Annotated in this window: 15 protein-coding genes; 7 read left to right on the forward strand and 8 right to left on the reverse strand. The window is 70.5% G+C overall.

Annotated elements, in window-relative coordinates:
- Positions 1 to 257 precede the first annotated feature (257 nt).
- Both P8S73_RS06150 and P8S73_RS06155 read left to right on the forward strand, forming a co-directional pair.
- Complete coding sequence (locus P8S73_RS06150) at positions 258 to 785, forward strand: TetR family transcriptional regulator (RefSeq protein ID WP_019309869.1); 528 nt, start codon at positions 258 to 260, stop codon at positions 783 to 785.
- Positions 786 to 980: 195 nt separating this feature from the next.
- The gene (locus P8S73_RS06155) at positions 981 to 1475 is read left to right on the forward strand and encodes a GNAT family N-acetyltransferase (RefSeq protein ID WP_019309868.1); all 495 of its coding nucleotides are present in this window, start codon (positions 981 to 983) and stop codon (positions 1473 to 1475) included.
- A 118-nt stretch (positions 1476 to 1593) separates the two neighbouring features.
- Here the strand turns inward: P8S73_RS06155 and P8S73_RS06160 are convergent, their stop codons facing one another.
- The 7 genes from P8S73_RS06160 to P8S73_RS06190 all read right to left on the reverse strand — a co-directional run bounded on the left by P8S73_RS06160 (position 1594) and on the right by P8S73_RS06190 (position 8457).
- A complete protein-coding gene (locus P8S73_RS06160; protein ID WP_191871862.1) occupies positions 1594 to 2988 on the reverse strand; it encodes a short-chain fatty acid transporter in 1395 nt (464 codons plus the stop codon).
- Between the two features lie 206 nt (positions 2989 to 3194).
- Positions 3195 to 4151: a cytochrome c oxidase assembly protein gene (locus P8S73_RS06165; RefSeq protein WP_223110040.1), complete on the reverse strand. Its 957-nt coding sequence runs from the start codon at positions 4149 to 4151 to the stop codon at positions 3195 to 3197.
- Positions 4151 to 4690: a DUF2243 domain-containing protein gene (locus P8S73_RS06170; RefSeq protein ID WP_144802032.1), complete on the reverse strand. Its 540-nt coding sequence runs from the start codon at positions 4688 to 4690 to the stop codon at positions 4151 to 4153. The genes P8S73_RS06165 and P8S73_RS06170 overlap by 1 nt, the downstream gene beginning before the upstream one ends.
- Before the next feature lie 303 nt (positions 4691 to 4993).
- Positions 4994 to 6184, reverse strand: coding sequence for an acetyl-CoA C-acetyltransferase (locus tag P8S73_RS06175; protein ID WP_121241440.1), 1191 nt, complete (start codon positions 6182 to 6184; stop codon positions 4994 to 4996).
- Positions 6181 to 6858: a CoA transferase subunit B gene (locus P8S73_RS06180; protein WP_102614028.1), complete on the reverse strand. Its 678-nt coding sequence runs from the start codon at positions 6856 to 6858 to the stop codon at positions 6181 to 6183. The genes P8S73_RS06175 and P8S73_RS06180 overlap by 4 nt, the downstream gene beginning before the upstream one ends.
- Positions 6855 to 7595, reverse strand: a complete 741-nt coding sequence (locus tag P8S73_RS06185) for a CoA transferase subunit A (protein ID WP_019309862.1) — start codon at positions 7593 to 7595, stop codon at positions 6855 to 6857. The genes P8S73_RS06180 and P8S73_RS06185 overlap by 4 nt, the downstream gene beginning before the upstream one ends.
- A 109-nt stretch (positions 7596 to 7704) precedes the next feature.
- The gene (locus P8S73_RS06190; RefSeq protein WP_121241442.1) at positions 7705 to 8457 is read right to left on the reverse strand and encodes a 3-hydroxybutyrate dehydrogenase; all 753 of its coding nucleotides are present in this window, start codon (positions 8455 to 8457) and stop codon (positions 7705 to 7707) included.
- Positions 8458 to 8739: 282 nt separating this feature from the next.
- Between P8S73_RS06190 and P8S73_RS06195 the strand changes: the two genes are divergently transcribed.
- The 5 genes from P8S73_RS06195 (at position 8740) to P8S73_RS06215 (ending at position 14711) form a co-directional block, all read left to right on the forward strand.
- Positions 8740 to 10155, forward strand: coding sequence for an MFS transporter (locus P8S73_RS06195; RefSeq protein ID WP_191871864.1), 1416 nt, complete (start codon positions 8740 to 8742; stop codon positions 10153 to 10155).
- Between the two features lie 202 nt (positions 10156 to 10357).
- The gene (locus tag P8S73_RS06200; protein WP_059281762.1) at positions 10358 to 11581 is read left to right on the forward strand and encodes a thiolase family protein; all 1224 of its coding nucleotides are present in this window, start codon (positions 10358 to 10360) and stop codon (positions 11579 to 11581) included.
- A gap of 7 nt (positions 11582 to 11588) precedes the next feature.
- Positions 11589 to 12539 (forward strand): enoyl-CoA hydratase/isomerase family protein, encoded by a 951-nt coding sequence (locus tag P8S73_RS06205; protein WP_223110041.1) that lies wholly within the window; start codon positions 11589 to 11591, stop codon positions 12537 to 12539.
- On the forward strand, positions 12536 to 13402 hold the full coding sequence (locus P8S73_RS06210; protein WP_191871866.1) for a 3-hydroxyacyl-CoA dehydrogenase family protein: 867 nt from the start codon (positions 12536 to 12538) through the stop codon (positions 13400 to 13402). The genes P8S73_RS06205 and P8S73_RS06210 overlap by 4 nt, the downstream gene beginning before the upstream one ends.
- Before the next feature lie 535 nt (positions 13403 to 13937).
- A complete protein-coding gene (locus P8S73_RS06215; protein ID WP_039101613.1) occupies positions 13938 to 14711 on the forward strand; it encodes a hypothetical protein in 774 nt (257 codons plus the stop codon).
- Between the two features lie 129 nt (positions 14712 to 14840).
- Here the strand turns inward: P8S73_RS06215 and rraA are convergent, their stop codons facing one another.
- Positions 14841 to 15308, reverse strand: a complete 468-nt coding sequence (gene rraA, locus P8S73_RS06220; RefSeq protein ID WP_102614022.1) for a ribonuclease E activity regulator RraA — start codon at positions 15306 to 15308, stop codon at positions 14841 to 14843.
- Between the last annotated feature and the right edge of the window lie 70 nt (positions 15309 to 15378).

Below are 15378 nucleotides of genomic sequence, written 5' to 3' on the forward strand. Positions count from 1 at the left end.
ATTATTGAACGGTGTTCAGGAAAGTCAATTCGTGACGGGAGCACGCGCGCCCACCAGGACTCGCCCCGGCGACGACGCCCCTTGCGGACGGTCTGGCCTCGCAGAACGCACCATCGCGAGCAGACCGGGCGTCCGAGCCTCCCCTGGGCCGGCAGGGCCCCGAACGACGGCGCCCGCACAGCACACAGCCCACCCACCCCTACTCGGTAGAGTTTCCGCGGAGCCCGCACCCGGGCACGAGAGCAGGGAGGCACGCCGTGGCACTGGACCGCAGCCAGGTGGTGGATGCCGCGTGGCACATCCTGCAGACCTACGGTCTCGGTGACCTCTCCATGCGCCGCCTGGCCAGGGAGCTGGGCGTCCAGCCCGGGGCGCTCTACTGGCACGTTGCCAACAAGCAGGAGCTGCTCGCGGTTCTCGCGCAGCGCATGGTCGCGCCGCTCGAGACCCCCTCGGTCCGCCCCGCGCACACTGCGGACCACGACGCCGCCGCGCTCCTGCTCATCACCCGGTTCCGTTCCGCGGTGCTCGCCGTGCGGGACGGCGCGGACGTGGTGAGCGTGGCGCACGCCCTGGACCCGATGGGGATGCAGCCCGTTCCCCTGCTCATCACGGTGCTGACGGACCGGGGCAGGAGCCCGGCGGACGCCGAGACGGTGGCCCTCACGCTCACCCGCTTCACCCTGGGATCCGTGACCGCCCAGCAGACCCGCGAGTCGATGGACCTACCCACCGCCACTATGGACGCCGAGTTCGAGGCGGGCGTCCGCGCGATCCTGGCGTAGCGGCGTCGTCGTGGGTCGTGCGAGGCGTGGCCCGGCAAGCAGGACGCTGTGAGGTGGAGTAAATGCAGCATCGCGCCCGCGAATCTGCATTTGCTCCGTTATTGCAGGCATTGAGAGGCGGACGTCCGCGTGGTCCTGGTGCAGCGGCGTCGTCGTCCTCTGTCCCGCGCGAGCAGGACGGGGAAGAATGCCCGCATGACCACGACCCCTTTCGCCCTGCGAGTGCCTTCGCCCGAGGACGCCCCGAGGATTGCCGAGGTCCACGTGCAGTCCTGGCGCGAGACCTACACGGGACTCGTGCCGGAGCACTTCTTCGGGGACGCCGCCCGGCAGGCCCGACTGAGGCTGTGGACCGGGCTGCTCGCGGACCCGACCGTACGCGAACGAATCCGGGTGGCCGAGGTGGACGGGACGATCGTGGGGTTCGCGGAGCATGGCCGCCCCGTGGAACCGGACCCCGCCCGCGAGCGGGAGCTGCGCGTGCTCTACGTCCTCCGCGAGCACCACGGCAGCGGGGCGGGGCAGGCACTGCTCGACGCCGTTCTTGGCGAGGAGCCCGCGCAGTTGTGGGTGGCCGAGGCCAATCCCCGCGCAATCCGCTTCTACGAGCGCAACCGGTTTCGGGCGGACGGGGCCTCTTTGACCGACCCCGCCCTGGAGGACCTCCGCGAGATCCGCATGGTGCGCTGAGGCGTGCCGCCAACACCTCGGGCCCAAACGTCGTCACCTGGGTGACATCTCGATCGCCCGACACATGCGGACATTCGCAGCGATGGCGGCTCGTGTGCGCGGCCCGGCGGCGTCGTGCTCAGGCGCCCGCGCCCACCACGAGCATGGTGGCCCCGAAGACCAGGCCGGAGACGATGAGCACCACGGTGGTGTAGCTGAGAATGTCCCGGATCTTCAGCCCGGCGATCGCCAGCAGGGGCAGGGCCCAGAACGGCTGGATCATGTTGGTCCACTGGTCGCCGTACGCCACGGACATGATGATCACGGACGGGTCCACGCCCAGGCGGGCGGCGGCGTCGAGCAGGATGGGTGCCTGGATGGCCACCTGACCACCGCCGGACGGGACGAAGAAGTTGACCAGGCCTGCGGAGAGGAAGGCCAGCAGGCCCAGGGTCTGCGGGGTGGCGACCGCCACGATGGAGTCGGAGAGCACCTGGATCAGCCCCGTGGCGGTCATGATGCCCATGATCCCGGCGTACAGCGGGAACTGCAGCAGGATGTCGCCCACGTTCGCGGCGGCGTTCTTCACCAGAGCCATGACCTCGAACGCGTTGCGGGACAGCAGGAAGATCAGGGCCAGGAACATCCAGTTCACGATGTCCAGGGTGACGCTGCCGCCACCCGTGAAGTGGATGACCAGATAGGCCACGAGCGCGAGACCCACGAACAGGGTGGGGATCCGGGAGGCGTCCAGGTGGTCGGCGGGGGCCTCGATCGCGGGCTCGGGAATTCGCTGCTCGGACTGCGCGAGCGCCTCGGCGGTGATGCTGTGGGACTCGGGGACGGAGCGCGGGGCCACGAGCCACAGGGCCAGCGCCACGAGGACCACGGTGACCACCGCGGCGGTCATGTTCCACCAGGAGAACGTGGTCTCGGAGACGGGGATGACGTGACCCACCTGCTGCTCGATGAAGGAGCCGGGGGTGGCCGCGGTGAGCGGACCAGAGCCGGAGTACCCCATGTGCCACACGACCATGCCGGAGAAGCCGGCGGCCACGAGCATCGGGAAGCTCACGGGGGTGCCGCGCCGGGAGAACTCGGCGGCCACCTCGCGCGCAAGCAGCCCGCCCACCACCAGGCCGAAGCCCCATGTGATGAGGCACGCCACCGCGGCCACCACGAACACGAACACGTACGCGGCCAGCGCGGTCTGCGGCATGGCCGCGAGCCGCCCGAGCAGCGCCCGCACGGGCCGGGTGCTCGCGAGGGCGTGGCCCAGCAGCAGCACCAGGGCCATCTGGGTCATGAACGCGAGCAGTCCGGAGAGCCCGGCCCCCCACCCCTCGATCACGGCCACGGGGCTCGCGTCCGTGAGGAGCAGCGCCATGACGCCGACCACCGCGGTCAGCACGATCGCGAAGATCAGTGCGGAGGGGATGAACCGCTCCACCACGTAGTTGACGGGGCGCATGGCGCGGGCCAGGAACGGTTCGGAGGAGGCCGCTCGGGCCGGGGAGTGCTGCGGGGAGCTCATGGGGGTTCCTCAGGGGTGGTTCGGATCAGGTACCGCCCCGATCCTAAGGAAAGTGACATGCGTTACATGGTGTGCGCGCAGTGTGACGGTCCCGCGCGCCTTCCCGCCTCGTGCGCATCCGCAGTCCCGCCCGTCCCCCCGCCTCGTGCCACGTGCCCACGACGGCGCGGCGCAGACCCACGCGGCCCCGCTCCCGCCCCGCCCGCTCACGCCCGATTGCGCGCCGTGACCTCCGGGTGCCGGGCGCCGGGCTCTCCCGGCGCCGTCGCCCGGTGGTGGCCCAGGAACAGCAGCACGATGAGGGCCACGTCCACCACGTCCCCGCCGTAGTACATGAGCTGCGCTCCGACCTCCGCGTCCACGGGCGCCACCCCCGCGGGCGGATGGACGAACAGCCACTTGGCCAGGATGGAGTGGGCGGCGATGAACAGCACCAGGACGGTCGCGCGCACGCGGAAGGACGAGCGGTGCGGATCCGGGTCCGGCCCGGCGATCGAGGCGGTGAACACGTACCCGGCCAGGAAGATGTGCGTGTGCACCACCGCGTGGCCGAGCGCCGAGGCGTGCATCCAGTGGAACAGCCCGGTGGTGTAGAGCAGCCACAGTCCACCGGCGTTGAGCACGGCGGCCACCGCGGGGTGCATCACGCACCGGATCCACGGGAACCGCAGCACCCGCGTGACCCTCCGGGCCCCGGCCGTGGGCAGCCCGCGCAGCAGCACCCGCACCGGGGCGCCCAGCACCAGGAGCAACGGCCCGATCATCCCCACCAGCAGGTGCCCCACCATGTGCACCGTGAAGCTCGCGTGACCGGCCTGGGCCACGGGCCCCACCAGCCCGACACCCACGCACGCCAGACCCGCGAGGAAGCAGACCGGGCGCCAGGTGGCCACGCCGCGTCGCCCGCGCCCGGCCCACAGGCACCAGCAGTACGCCACTGCGGCGAGCAGCAGGAGCACGAGGACCAGCCACTCGAAGGCCGACCACGGAGCGGCCACTGCGGCGTCCGCGTGCCCAGCGGCACCGCCACCGTGCTGCCCGTGGTCCCCGCGCTGGTGGTGCCCCTGCTCCCCCGGTGACTCCTGCTCCTCCGCGTGCACCGCGTACGCCGGGAGCCCCAGGAGGGCCGGCCACCCGGGGAGAACCAGGGTCCCCGGGCCCATCACGCCGCCCGGTACGCCCGGACGCCGCGCCGCATCACGAGGTACCCCACGAGCATGAGAATTACGGCCGTGCCGTTCCACACCAGGTCGTACGGCAGCAGGTCCACGCCGTAGCGGATCTGGTGGATGCCCAGCAGCTTGTGGTCCACGATCCCGTCGAAGAGCTGGAAGGAGCCCACGCCCAGAACCACGGCACCCGCCCAGTGGGGCCACTGCACCCCGCCACGACGTCGCACGTCGGCCAGCATGAACAGGCCCCACACCGTGATGAACCATGCGAAAGCATGGAAGAAGCCGTCGGTCACGAGAGCGACCTCGTGCGTGGAGAGGTCGTAGAAGTGGTGCCACTGCAGGCCCAGGTGGAAGATGAACAGGTCGATCATGGCCGCCGCGATCCCGCAGCCGAACAGGAACCCGGACAGCGCGGCCCGCTTCCGGGTGCGGGTGACGTCCGGGGTCGACGCCGCCCGGTCAGCCGTCCTCTCGCTCCTGCCCGATTCTGCGGACGGGGCAGCGGGTGTGGATTCCGGATGTGCCATGTTCCCTCCCGGGTCGCGCGGTGGCCCGTGGTCGGACGCAGCGCGCGTGTCCCGAGCGGGAACCGCACCGCCGCCCACCCTCGGACCGCTTGCCCTCATCAGCCTACTGACGCGTGCGCTCCGTGGCACGGGTCCCGCACCCGCAGCGGCCGACATGACGTGTCCGCCCGGACCTGCGGGGCCACCACCCACCCCCGGGCCCGACCCTCCGCCCATGCCCCGGGCCACGAGAACGGGGCGCCCCGCTCTGGTGAGTGGGACACCCCGTCGGTCGTGCGGCGCCGCCCGGCGGCACCACTCGTGTCAGCGGCTCAGCAGCAGGGCCTCGCCCTGACCGCCGCCGCCGCACAGCGAGACCGCGGCCTTGCCGGAGCCGCGGCGCGCGAGCTCCATGGCCGCGTGCAGCGCCAGGCGGGCACCGGACGCACCGATGGGGTGGCCCAGGGCGATCGCGCCGCCGTGGATGTTGACCTTGTCCATGTCCACGCCGAGGTCCCGGACGGACTGCACGGACACCGCGGCGAACGCCTCGTTGATCTCGATGAAGTCCAGATCCGCCGCGGTCCACTCCGCGCGGGACAGTGCGTGCTCGATCGCGCGCGAGGGCTGCGAGTGCAGGGAGGTGTCAGGCCCGGCCACCTGCCCGGGCCTGCCCACCACGGCGAGCCAGTCCAGGCCGTGCTCCTGCGCGTAGCCGCGCGTGGTCAGCACCATGGCGGCCGCGCCGTCGGAGATCGGGGAGGAGTTGCCCGCGGTGATGGTGCCGTCCTTGGTGAAGGCGGCCCGGAGCTTGCCGAGCCCCTCGGCCGTGGAGTTCGGGCGCACGCCCTGGTCCTCGGACACCGTCACGGGATCGCCCTTGCGCTGCGGGATCTCGATCGGGGCGATCTCGTCCGCGAACACGCCGTCCTGCTGCGCCTTGCCCGCGAGCTGGTGGCTGCGGGCGGCCACCTGGTCCTGCTCCTCGCGGGAGATGGAGCGTTCGGAGTTGCCGGTCTCGGTCAGCTCCCCCATGGGGATCTGCAGCTCCACGTCCACCAGGCCGTCGTGGGCCAGTGAGTCGGCGAGGGTCATGTCCCCGTAGGACGTCCCCTTGCGAGCCCCCAGCGCCAGGTGCGGGGCGTTGGTCATGGACTCCATGCCGCCGGCGACGACGACGTCCGCCTCGCCCGCGCGGATCATCCGCGCGGCCTCGGTCACGGCCACCAGCCCGGACAGGCACACCTTGTTCAGGCTCATGGCGGGCACGGTCATGGGAAGCCCCGCGGCCACGGCGGCCTGCTTGGCGGGGTTCTGCCCGCCGCCGGCCTGCACCACGTTGCCCATGTAGACGTAGTCCACGTCCTCCGGGGCCACACCCGCGCGCTGGAGGGCGTGCTTGATGGCGTGCGCCCCCAGGTCCACGGCGCTCTGGGACGCGAGGGCCCCCAGCAGCTTGCCCTGCGGGGTGCGCGCCCCGTTGACGATCACGATGTCATTGGCGTTCTCTGTCACTGTTCCTCCTGAACGGGTACGGAATCGGGGGTCACGTCCACCAGATCCACCCGGTAGTTCGCTTCGGTCTTCTCGGCCACCTCGGCCTCGGTCACGCCGGGGGCCAGGGTGCGCAGCACCAGTCCGGCCTCCTCGACGTCGAACACGCACAGGTCCGTGATGATGCGGTCCACCACGCCCACCCCGGTGAGCGGGAGGTCGCACTCGCGCTTGAGCTTCGCGGAGCCGTCCTTGGCCACGTGCTCGGTGAGCACCAGCACGCGAGGGGTTCCGGCCACGAGGTCCATGGCGCCGCCCATGCCCTTGACCATCTTGCCCGGGATCATCCAGTTGGCCAGGTCCCCGGTCTCGGAGACCTGCATGGCGCCCAGGATGGCCATCTTCACGTGCCCGCCGCGGATCATCCCGAAGGACGTGGCGGAGTCGAAGATCGCCGCCCCCGGCTGCAGCGTGATGGTCTGCTTCCCGGCGTTGATGAGGTCCGGGTCCTCGTCCCCCTCGTACGGGAACGGGCCCATGCCCAGCACGCCGTTCTCGGACTGCAGCACCACGCTCACGCCCGGCGGCAGGTTGTTGGCCACGAGCGTGGGGATGCCGATCCCCAGGTTCACGTAGTCGCCGTCCGCCAGTTCCGACGCCGCGATGGCCGCCATCTCGTCGCGTGTCCAGCTCATGCCGCTCCTCCCTCGACGCCGCCCGCGCCCTGCGCGTCTGGCCGAGGCCGGGTGGTGCGCTGCTCGATCTCCTTGGGCGCTCCCGAGTACTGCACCACGTGCTGCACGTACACCCCCGGGGTCACGATGTGGTCCGGGTCCAGCTCGCCGGGGGCCACGATCTCCTCGACCTCCGCGAAGGTGACCCTCCCGGACGCCGCGCACACCGGGTTGAAGTTGCGGGACGTGCGCCGGTAGACCAGGTTTCCGTCCGTGTCTCCGCGCCACGCGTGCACCAGGGCCACGTCCGCCACGATCCCGCGCTCCTGCACGTACGTGCGGCCGTCGAACTCGGCGGTGGGTTTGCCCTCCGCCACGGGTGTGCCCACACCGGTGGCGGTGTAGAACGCGGGGATTCCCGCGCCGCCGGCCCGCAGCCGCTCCGCGAGGGTGCCCTGGGGGTTGAACTCCACCTCCAGCTCACCCTCCAGGAACTGGCGCGCGAACTCCTTGTTCTCCCCCACGTAGGAGGCCAGCACCTTGGAGACCTGGCGGTTCTCGAGCAGCAGCCCCAGACCCTTGCCGTCCACGCCCATGTTGTTGGAGACCACCGTGAGGTCCTTGACCCCGCTCTCCCGCACCGCCTCGATGAGATCCCGCGGGACACCGGAGAGCCCGAAACCGCCCACCGCGAGCGTCATGCCGTCCCGCAGGGTCTCGGCCAGCAGCTCCGCCGCGCTGTCTCTGAGTTTGGACATGGCCACCCTTTCGCATTGTGTGCACGTGTGATCCGCATCTCAGCGTAGACGGTCCGCGTCCCGGCCGCCGAACGCGTGGCGCGGCAGGCGCGCGGGCGGCGTCGTCGGCTCAGGAGGCCATCCAGCCGCCGTCCATGGCGTAGGAGGAGCCCGTGACCATACCCGCGGACGGCCCGGCCAGGAAGGCGATCAGCTCGCCCACCTCCTCGGGCTCCACGAGGCGCTTGATCGCGGACTCGGTGAGCATGATCTTCTCGACCACCTGCTCCTCCGGGATGCCGTGCGTGGCCGCCTGGTCCGTGATCTGCTTGTCCACCAGCGGGGTGCGCACGTAGCTGGGGTTCACGCAGTTGCTCGTGACACCGTGCGGCGCACCCTCCAGGGCCACGGCCTTGGAGAGCCCCTCGAGTCCGTGCTTGGCCGCCACGTACGCGGACTTGAACGCGGACGCCCGCAGCCCGTGCACCGAGGACACGTTGACGATCCGACCCCACCCCTGCTCGTACATGTGGGGGACGGCGGCGCGGATCAGCAGGAACGGGGACTCCAGCATGAGGGTGAGGATCCGGTGCAGGTCCGCGGGGTCGAAGTCCTGGACGGGCGAGACCTTCTGGATGCCCGCGTTGTTGACCAGCACGTCCACGTCCAGGCGCAGCTCCGCGAGCGCGGCGGTGTCCGTGAGGTCCACGGCCCACGCCTCACCGCCCACCTCGTCCGCGAGGCGCTGGGCGGCGTCGTGGTCGATGTCCGCGACCACCATGTGGGCGCCGCGCGCGGCGAGCGCCCGGACCGCGGCGGCTCCGATGCCGCTGGCACCGCCGGTCACGAGCGCCTTCTTGTCGTTGAGAGTGGTCTCGGTCATGTCGGCTGTCCTCACTCGCGGTGGTCTTTGCTCCAGGGTACGCAGGCCCGCCCCCGCTCGGAACGGTGCGGTCCGCGCCACCGACCATGTCAGGACCGGGCGAGAGGTCGAGACGCCGAGCCCCTTGCACCCGACGTAACATATACGATTTGATACACGAAGCGGGTGACGCGGTTCACATCCAGCTCTACACTCACTTCACGACCATTTGGTCGGTTAATGCGTGACCCATCCGCCACTGGCACCCCACGGACTCCGGTCCGACGATCCTGGAGACCCCACATGGCAACCACCACAGCGCCCGCTCAGGGCCGCACCATGTCACGAGAAGAGCGCAAGGTCCTTGCGGGAACCCTCGTGGGCACCACCATCGAGTGGTACGACTTCTTCATCTACGCGCAGGCGGCCGCCTTCATCCTGGCCGCCCACTTCTTCAACCCCCTGGGTGCGGAGAACGCGCAGCTCGCGCAGGTGGTCTCCTGGGCGTCCCTGGGCATCAGCTTCCTGTTCCGCCCGCTCGGGGCCATCGTGGCGGGGCACATCGGCGACCGGTTCGGCCGCAAGGTGACCCTGGTGATGACCCTGTTCGGCATGGGTGCGGCCACCACGCTGATCGGCCTGCTGCCCACGTACGAGCAGATCGGCATCGCGGCACCCATCCTGCTGATCCTGCTGCGCATCCTGCAGGGCTTCTCCGCCGGCGGCGAGTGGGGCGGGGCGGCCCTGATGTCCGTGGAGCACGCGCCCGTGAACAAGCGCGGCCTGTTCGGCGCCTACCCGCAGATCGGCGTGCCGATCGGCATGCTCATGGCCACCCTGTTCATGTTCTTCCTGACCACCACCCTGACCCCCGAGCAGTTCGAGACCTGGGGCTGGCGCGTGCCGTTCCTCTTCTCCATCGTGCTGATCTTCGTGGGCTGGATCATCCGCCGCTCCGTGGACGAGTCCCCGGTGTTCCTGGAGATGCAGCAGCGCGCCAAGGAGTCCTCCGCACCCCTGGGCCAGCTGTTCCGCAAGAACCCGCGCGAGGTGCTCCTGGCCGCGCTGATCTTCGCGGGCAACAACGCCGCGGGCTACCTGGTGATCGCGTTCTTCGCGTCCTACGGCACCAAGGCGCTGGGCATGTCCCGCCCCGAGACGCTGATCGCCTCCATCGTGGGCGGCGTGGGCTGGCTCATCTTCACCATGCTCGGCGGGTGGATGTCGGACCGAATCGGGCGCAAGCTCACGTTCCAGATCGGCTACGGCATCATCATCCTGTGGGCCATCCCCATGTGGTGGATGCTCAACACGGCGTCCCTGCCGCTGTTCGCACTGGCCATCTTCATCCTCACCATGGGCCTGGGCCCGTCCTACGGTCCGCAGTCCGCGATGTACGCGGAGATGTTCCCGGCCCGCGTCCGCTACTCGGGCGTCTCGATCGGCTACGCCCTCGGCTCGATCATCGGCGGTGCGTTCGCCCCCATGATCGCGGAGCTGCTGCTGGGCCGCACGGGCCAGGCCTGGACCATCGGGCTCTACATCGCCCTGCTGTCCCTGGTGTCCTTCATCGCGGTGTGCTTCGTGAAGAAGTCGGACCAGGGCAAGGACCTGCACGTGGCCGAGGTGCACGAGGAGTACGTGCGCTCCCACCCGGGCGAGACCGTGGCCCCGGTGGCCGGCGAGCCCGAGACGGGCACGGACACCGCGCGCCACTGAGCCTCGCGCTCCACAGCTCCCGGTCGGTGTGCACTCGGGGGCTGACCGGTTCCCCACCGCGGGCCCGGCATCCGCCCAGGATGCCGGGCCCGCGGTCTGTTCGGACAGAGGCTGACATGCACGGTCACCGATTGACGTGGCTCACACGATCGGGGAACCTGAACTAGAACGAACGGTCAGTTATTGCACCTGAGGAGATGCCATGTCCGAGATGCCCCACGCCTTTCTCGTCGGAGGAGCCCGCACTCCCGTGGGCCGCTACGGAGGGGCCCTGTCCTCGGTGCGTCCGGACGACCTCGCCGCCCTGTGCATCCGCTCCGTGGTGGAGGACTCCGGGATCGACCCCTCCCTGGTGGACGAGGTCATCCTGGGCAACGCCAACGGCGCCGGTGAGGAGAACCGCAACGTGGCCCGCATGGCGTGGCTGCTCAACGGCTACCCGGACACCGTTCCCGGGATCACGGTGAACCGGCTGTGCGCCTCGGGCATGTCCGCGATCACGATCGCCTCGCAGATGATCAAGTCGGGTGCTGCGGACATCGTGGTGGCCGGCGGCGTGGAGTCCATGTCCCGCGCCCCGTGGGTCATGGAGAAGCCCACCACGGCGTTCGCCAAGCCCGGTGAGGTCTACGACACCTCGATCGGCTGGCGTTTCCCCAACCCCGCGTTCGTGGACGGCCCGCTCTCCCGGGACGGCAAGATGACCTACTCCATGCCGGAGACCGCGGAGGAGGTCGCCCGTGTGGACGGCATCTCCCGCGAGGACGCGGACGAGTTCGCGGCGGAGTCCCACCGCAAGGCGCTCGCGGCCATCGCGGCGGGGCACTTCACGGACGAGATCGTCCCGGTGGAGGTCAGGGGCCGCAAGGGTGCGGTCACCGTGGTGGACACGGACGAGGGCCCCCGCGAGGGCTCCACCACCGAGGTGCTCGCCAAGCTGCGCCCCGTGGTGAAGGGCGGCTCCGTGGTCACCGCCGGCAACTCGTCCTCGCTCAACGACGGCGCATCCGCCGTGATCGTGGCCAGCGAGCGTGCCGTGACCAAGTACGGTCTCACCGCCCGGGCCCGGGTGGTGGACGGCGCCTCCGCCGGTCTCGCGCCCGAGATCATGGGCCTGGGCCCGGTGCCCGCGTCCGAGAAGGTCCTCGAGCGCGCGGGCTGGTCCGTGGGGGACCTCGGCTCCGTGGAGATCAACGAGGCCTTCGCCACGCAGTCCCTCGGCTCCATCCGCCGCCTCGGCCTGGATCCCGAGATCGTCAACCGGGACGGCGGCGCCATTGCCCTCGGTCACCCGCTGGGCTCCTCCGGCTCGCGCATCGTGATCACCCTGATGGGCCGCATGGAGCGCGAGCGCACCGCCAAGGGCCTGGCCACCATGTGCATCGGCGTGGGCCAGGGCGCCGCCCTGCTGATCGAGCGGGTGTGATCCGGCCGTGACGGACACGAACACCACGCACGACGACGCCGCACGCGACCCCCGCGCGGACGGCACCGCCGCGGCGTCGTCCTCGGAGAACGGGAACACGGCGGGGGCCGCCGCCCCCGGCACCATGGCCACCGGCGACTCCCCCGCGGCAGCCACCTCGGAGGAGCAGGCAGCGGGCGGAACACCCGCGTGGGCCGCGGACTTCGAGGCGCTGCGTGTGAGCGAGCGCCCGGACCGCCTGCACGTGGCCCTGGACCGCCCGGACGTGCGCAACGCGATCGACCAGGTCATGGTGGACGAGCTGCACACGGTGTGTGGGCACCTGGAGCGCGAGCCGAAGATCATGGTGCTCAGCGGCACCCGCGTGAACGGCAAGGGGATCTTCGCCTCCGGTGCGGACATCGCCCAGCTGCGCGAGCGGCGCCGTGAGGACGCCCTGCGCGGAGTGAACTCGCAGATCTTCGACCGGATCGCCAAGCTGCCCATGCCCGTGGTCGCTGCCCTGGACGGCTACGCCCTGGGCGGCGGCGCGGAGCTCGCGTGGGCCGCGGACTTCCGGATCGGCACACCGCGCCTGAAGGTGGGTCAGCCGGAGACCGGGCTGGGCATCATCGCGGCGGCCGGCGCCCTGTGGCGGCTCAAGGAGCTCGCGGGGGAGGCCCTGGCCAAGGACATCCTGATGGCCGGGCGCATCCTCTCCGCGGACGAGGCCCTGGAGGCCCGCCTGATCACCGAGATCCACGAGCCGGACGAGCTGCTGACCGCCGCGGACGCGCTCGCGGACCGGATCGCCGCGCAGGACCCGCTGGCCGTGCGGATCTCCAAGCGGGTGTTCGCCATGCCGCGCGAGGCGCACCCCCACGTGGATGAGCTCGCGCAGGCCGTCCTGTTCGAGTCGCAGGCCAAGTTCGACCGCATGCAAGCGTTCCTGGATCGCAAGAAGGAGCCCACAAAATGACCAAGAAGACCGAGTCCGCTGTTCCCGCCACCGTGGGTGTGCTGGGTGGTGGCCGCATGGGTGCGGGCATCGCGCACGCGTTCCTGATCGCAGGATCCCGCGTGACCGTGGTGGAGGTGGACGCCCCCGCCGCGGAGGCGGCGAAGGAGCGCGTGGAGTCCGACCTCGCCAAGTCCCTGGAGCGCGGGAAGATCGACGGCAACCTGGACGTGTGGACCGAGAATTTCGCGGTGAGCGTGGACTACGCGGACTTCGCACAGTGCGACCTGGCGGTTGAGGCCGTCCCCGAGCTCTGGGACCTCAAGGTCTCCTCCCTGCAGAACGTGGAGGCCAACCTGCGCGAGGACGCGTGGCTCGCCTCCAACACGTCCTCCCTGTCCATCGACGGGCTCGCCGCCGAGCTGCAGCGCCCCGAGCGCTTCTGCGGCATGCACTTCTTCAACCCGGTTCCGGCCTCCAAGCTCGTGGAGATCGTGGTGGGCGAGCGCACCGGGCAGGACATGCAGGACCTCACCGCACAGTGGGTCGCGGGTCTCGGCAAGACCCCCGTGACCGTCAAGGACGCCCCCGGTTTCGCATCCTCCCGCCTGGGTGTGGCCCTGGGGCTCGAGGCCATCCGCATGGTCGAGGAGGGTGTGGCCTCCCCCGAGGACATCGACAACGCCATGGTGCTCGGCTACAAGCACCCCGTGGGTCCGCTTGCGCTGACGGACATCGTGGGCCTGGACGTCCGCCTGGGGATCGCCGAGTACCTGGAGAAGGAGCTCGGACCCCGCTTCGCTCCCCCGCAGCTCATGCGGGACATGGTGGAGCGCGGTGAACTGGGCAAGAAGTCCGGGAAGGGCTTCTACGACTACTCCTGACGCCGCGCGCACCGTCTGAGCACGTCAGAGTGGTGTTCTGCACTGCAGCCCGCCACCCGGAGGCCCCGGGTGGCGGGCATTTTCCTGTCACGAATCGGTCACGGACGGTTGCACACGCAAATCTCCTGCTTCAAGGTAGAGCGTGTCCCACCCGAAGGATCCGGGCCCCCACCCGGAGGGGAGAAATGGGTCGGCGCCGGGGTTGGGACCCGGCGCGGGGAGATGGGGAGAGAACCGGGGTTGGGACCGGAGGGGACGAAGACGAGCGGCTCGCACAGCAGTGTGTGGGCCGCTCGTTCTCGATTCCGGGCCGCCCACCTCCAGGGCCGCCCGCGCTGCGCCACCCACCAGGACACCCGAGCTGCGGACCATGAACTCCCGTCCGAGAGTGCCGAGGCGATCGAGTGCGGGCGCACGGAGCAGGAGCGAGGCGGGCGCCGGTCACGATTGCATCACAGGTGTTGCTATTGCAAATACGAGGTCGCAGGGTGGAGGTGTTGGCAATCGCAGGTGATCCATCCGAAAGGTGAGAACCATGAACAGCCAGAAGCTCAAGATCGTGACCGCAGCCGCCGTGGCCGTCCCGCTCCTCGTGGGGTGCGGACAGGGTGGGGAGTCCGCCGAGGCGAGCAGCCCGGCCGCCTCGCAGACCCAGGCCGCAGCGGCGTCGTCCGCACCGGCCAGTCCCGCTGCCACGACCGGCGGGGGCGACGCCGCCGGCTCACCCGCCGCCAGCGCCGCGCCCTCCGCGAGCGGGGCGCCCGGCTCCGGCTCCACGCTGCCCACCGTGAAGGACCCGTGCGCCGGGGTGTGCGAGGAGACCGCCCGCGTGAAGGTCGAGCACCCCGCGTTCGGACCCATGGAGATCGTGTCCTACACGCTGACCACCGTGCCGGACATGGCCCCCCAGGGGAAGCGGCCCAGCTATGCCGTCTACCAGAACGGCCAGCCCGTGGGATACGCCTCCTCCCCGGAGAAGACCACCGCCGTCTCGTTCGGCGCCGAACCCATGATCGGCGACCAGCTGTGGGAGGTGGACCCCAAGAATCCCGTGGACAAGTACGGCAACGTCTACTTCTCGGACAGCATGGGCGTCACGGTGATCAGCCCCACCGAGAAGGGCTACGACTCCCACGGCACGCTGCCTGGGTCGGACAAGTCGCAGTACCCGTTCGAGCAGGCGGGCGTGACGATCGATGCCGCCGGGGAACCCACTGTGACCCAGAAGGTCGTGGGCTCGGACGGCGTTCTCACCGGGGAGACGGTGCAGTGGACGTGGAACGGGTCCGCGTTCGAGGCCCAGAAGTAGCGCTCACACCCCTGGCAGGCAACGCCTGACCAGCGACAGGAGAGGAGCGGTCCCGCTGCGGCGGGTCCGCTCCTCTCGTCTGCCGGATCCCCGGTGGCCGCCCCCTGCGCCCGCACGGGGACGCGCACCTCAGCGCTCCACGAGGATCCCGTCCTCGTCCGCCCACAGGGTCTTGCCGGGCCGGAAGGTGACGCCGCCGAAGTTGAGGATCACGTCCGTCTCTCCGAAGTCGTTGGGCGAGGACTTGCGGGGGTTGGTGCCCAGCGCCTTGACGCCGATCTCCAGGGTGCCGAGCTCCACACGGTCCCGCACGGGGGCGTTGATCACCAGTCCGGCCCAGCCGTTCTCCATGGCGGTGCGTGCCACGTTGTCCCCCAGCAGCGCGCAGTTCATGGAGCCCTGCCCGTCCACCACGAGCACCGCGCCCTCACCCGGGGTGGCCACCAGCTCCTTGACGTCCACGTTGGACTCGAAGCACCGCACCGTGCGGATGGGGCCGGTGAACTGGTGCACACCGCCCACCGAGATGAACTGGGTGGTCACGGACTGCAGCTCGTCACCGCGCTCGTCGTAGAGGTCGCACGTGGAGATGGTCATGGGACTGGCCTTTCGTCGCGGACGGGGCCGCGCGGCGTCGTCGCCCCCGGAGTGGCCCGGGTGCGATGGA

It is taken from the genome of Kocuria sp. ChxB (genome assembly GCF_044359605.1).
Classification (GTDB): Bacteria; Actinomycetota; Actinomycetes; order Actinomycetales; family Micrococcaceae; genus Kocuria; species Kocuria rhizophila.

Coding starts and splice junctions, on each gene's coding strand:
- P8S73_RS06155 (WP_019309868.1), top strand. CDS start 981: ATGACCACGACCCCTTTCGCCCTGCGAGTGCCTTCGCCCGAGGACGCC.
- P8S73_RS06160 (WP_191871862.1), bottom strand. CDS start 2,988: ATGAGCTCCCCGCAGCACTCCCCGGCCCGAGCGGCCTCCTCCGAACCG.
- P8S73_RS06165 (WP_223110040.1), bottom strand. CDS start 4,151: ATGGGCCCGGGGACCCTGGTTCTCCCCGGGTGGCCGGCCCTCCTGGGG.
- P8S73_RS06170 (WP_144802032.1), bottom strand. CDS start 4,690: ATGGCACATCCGGAATCCACACCCGCTGCCCCGTCCGCAGAATCGGGC.
- P8S73_RS06180 (WP_102614028.1), bottom strand. CDS start 6,858: ATGAGCTGGACACGCGACGAGATGGCGGCCATCGCGGCGTCGGAACTG.
- P8S73_RS06185 (WP_019309862.1), bottom strand. CDS start 7,595: ATGTCCAAACTCAGAGACAGCGCGGCGGAGCTGCTGGCCGAGACCCTG.
- P8S73_RS06190 (WP_121241442.1), bottom strand. CDS start 8,457: ATGACCGAGACCACTCTCAACGACAAGAAGGCGCTCGTGACCGGCGGT.
- P8S73_RS06195 (WP_191871864.1), top strand. CDS start 8,740: ATGGCAACCACCACAGCGCCCGCTCAGGGCCGCACCATGTCACGAGAA.
- P8S73_RS06200 (WP_059281762.1), top strand. CDS start 10,358: ATGTCCGAGATGCCCCACGCCTTTCTCGTCGGAGGAGCCCGCACTCCC.
- P8S73_RS06210 (WP_191871866.1), top strand. CDS start 12,536: ATGACCAAGAAGACCGAGTCCGCTGTTCCCGCCACCGTGGGTGTGCTG.
- P8S73_RS06215 (WP_039101613.1), top strand. CDS start 13,938: ATGAACAGCCAGAAGCTCAAGATCGTGACCGCAGCCGCCGTGGCCGTC.
- rraA (WP_102614022.1), bottom strand. CDS start 15,308: ATGACCATCTCCACGTGCGACCTCTACGACGAGCGCGGTGACGAGCTG.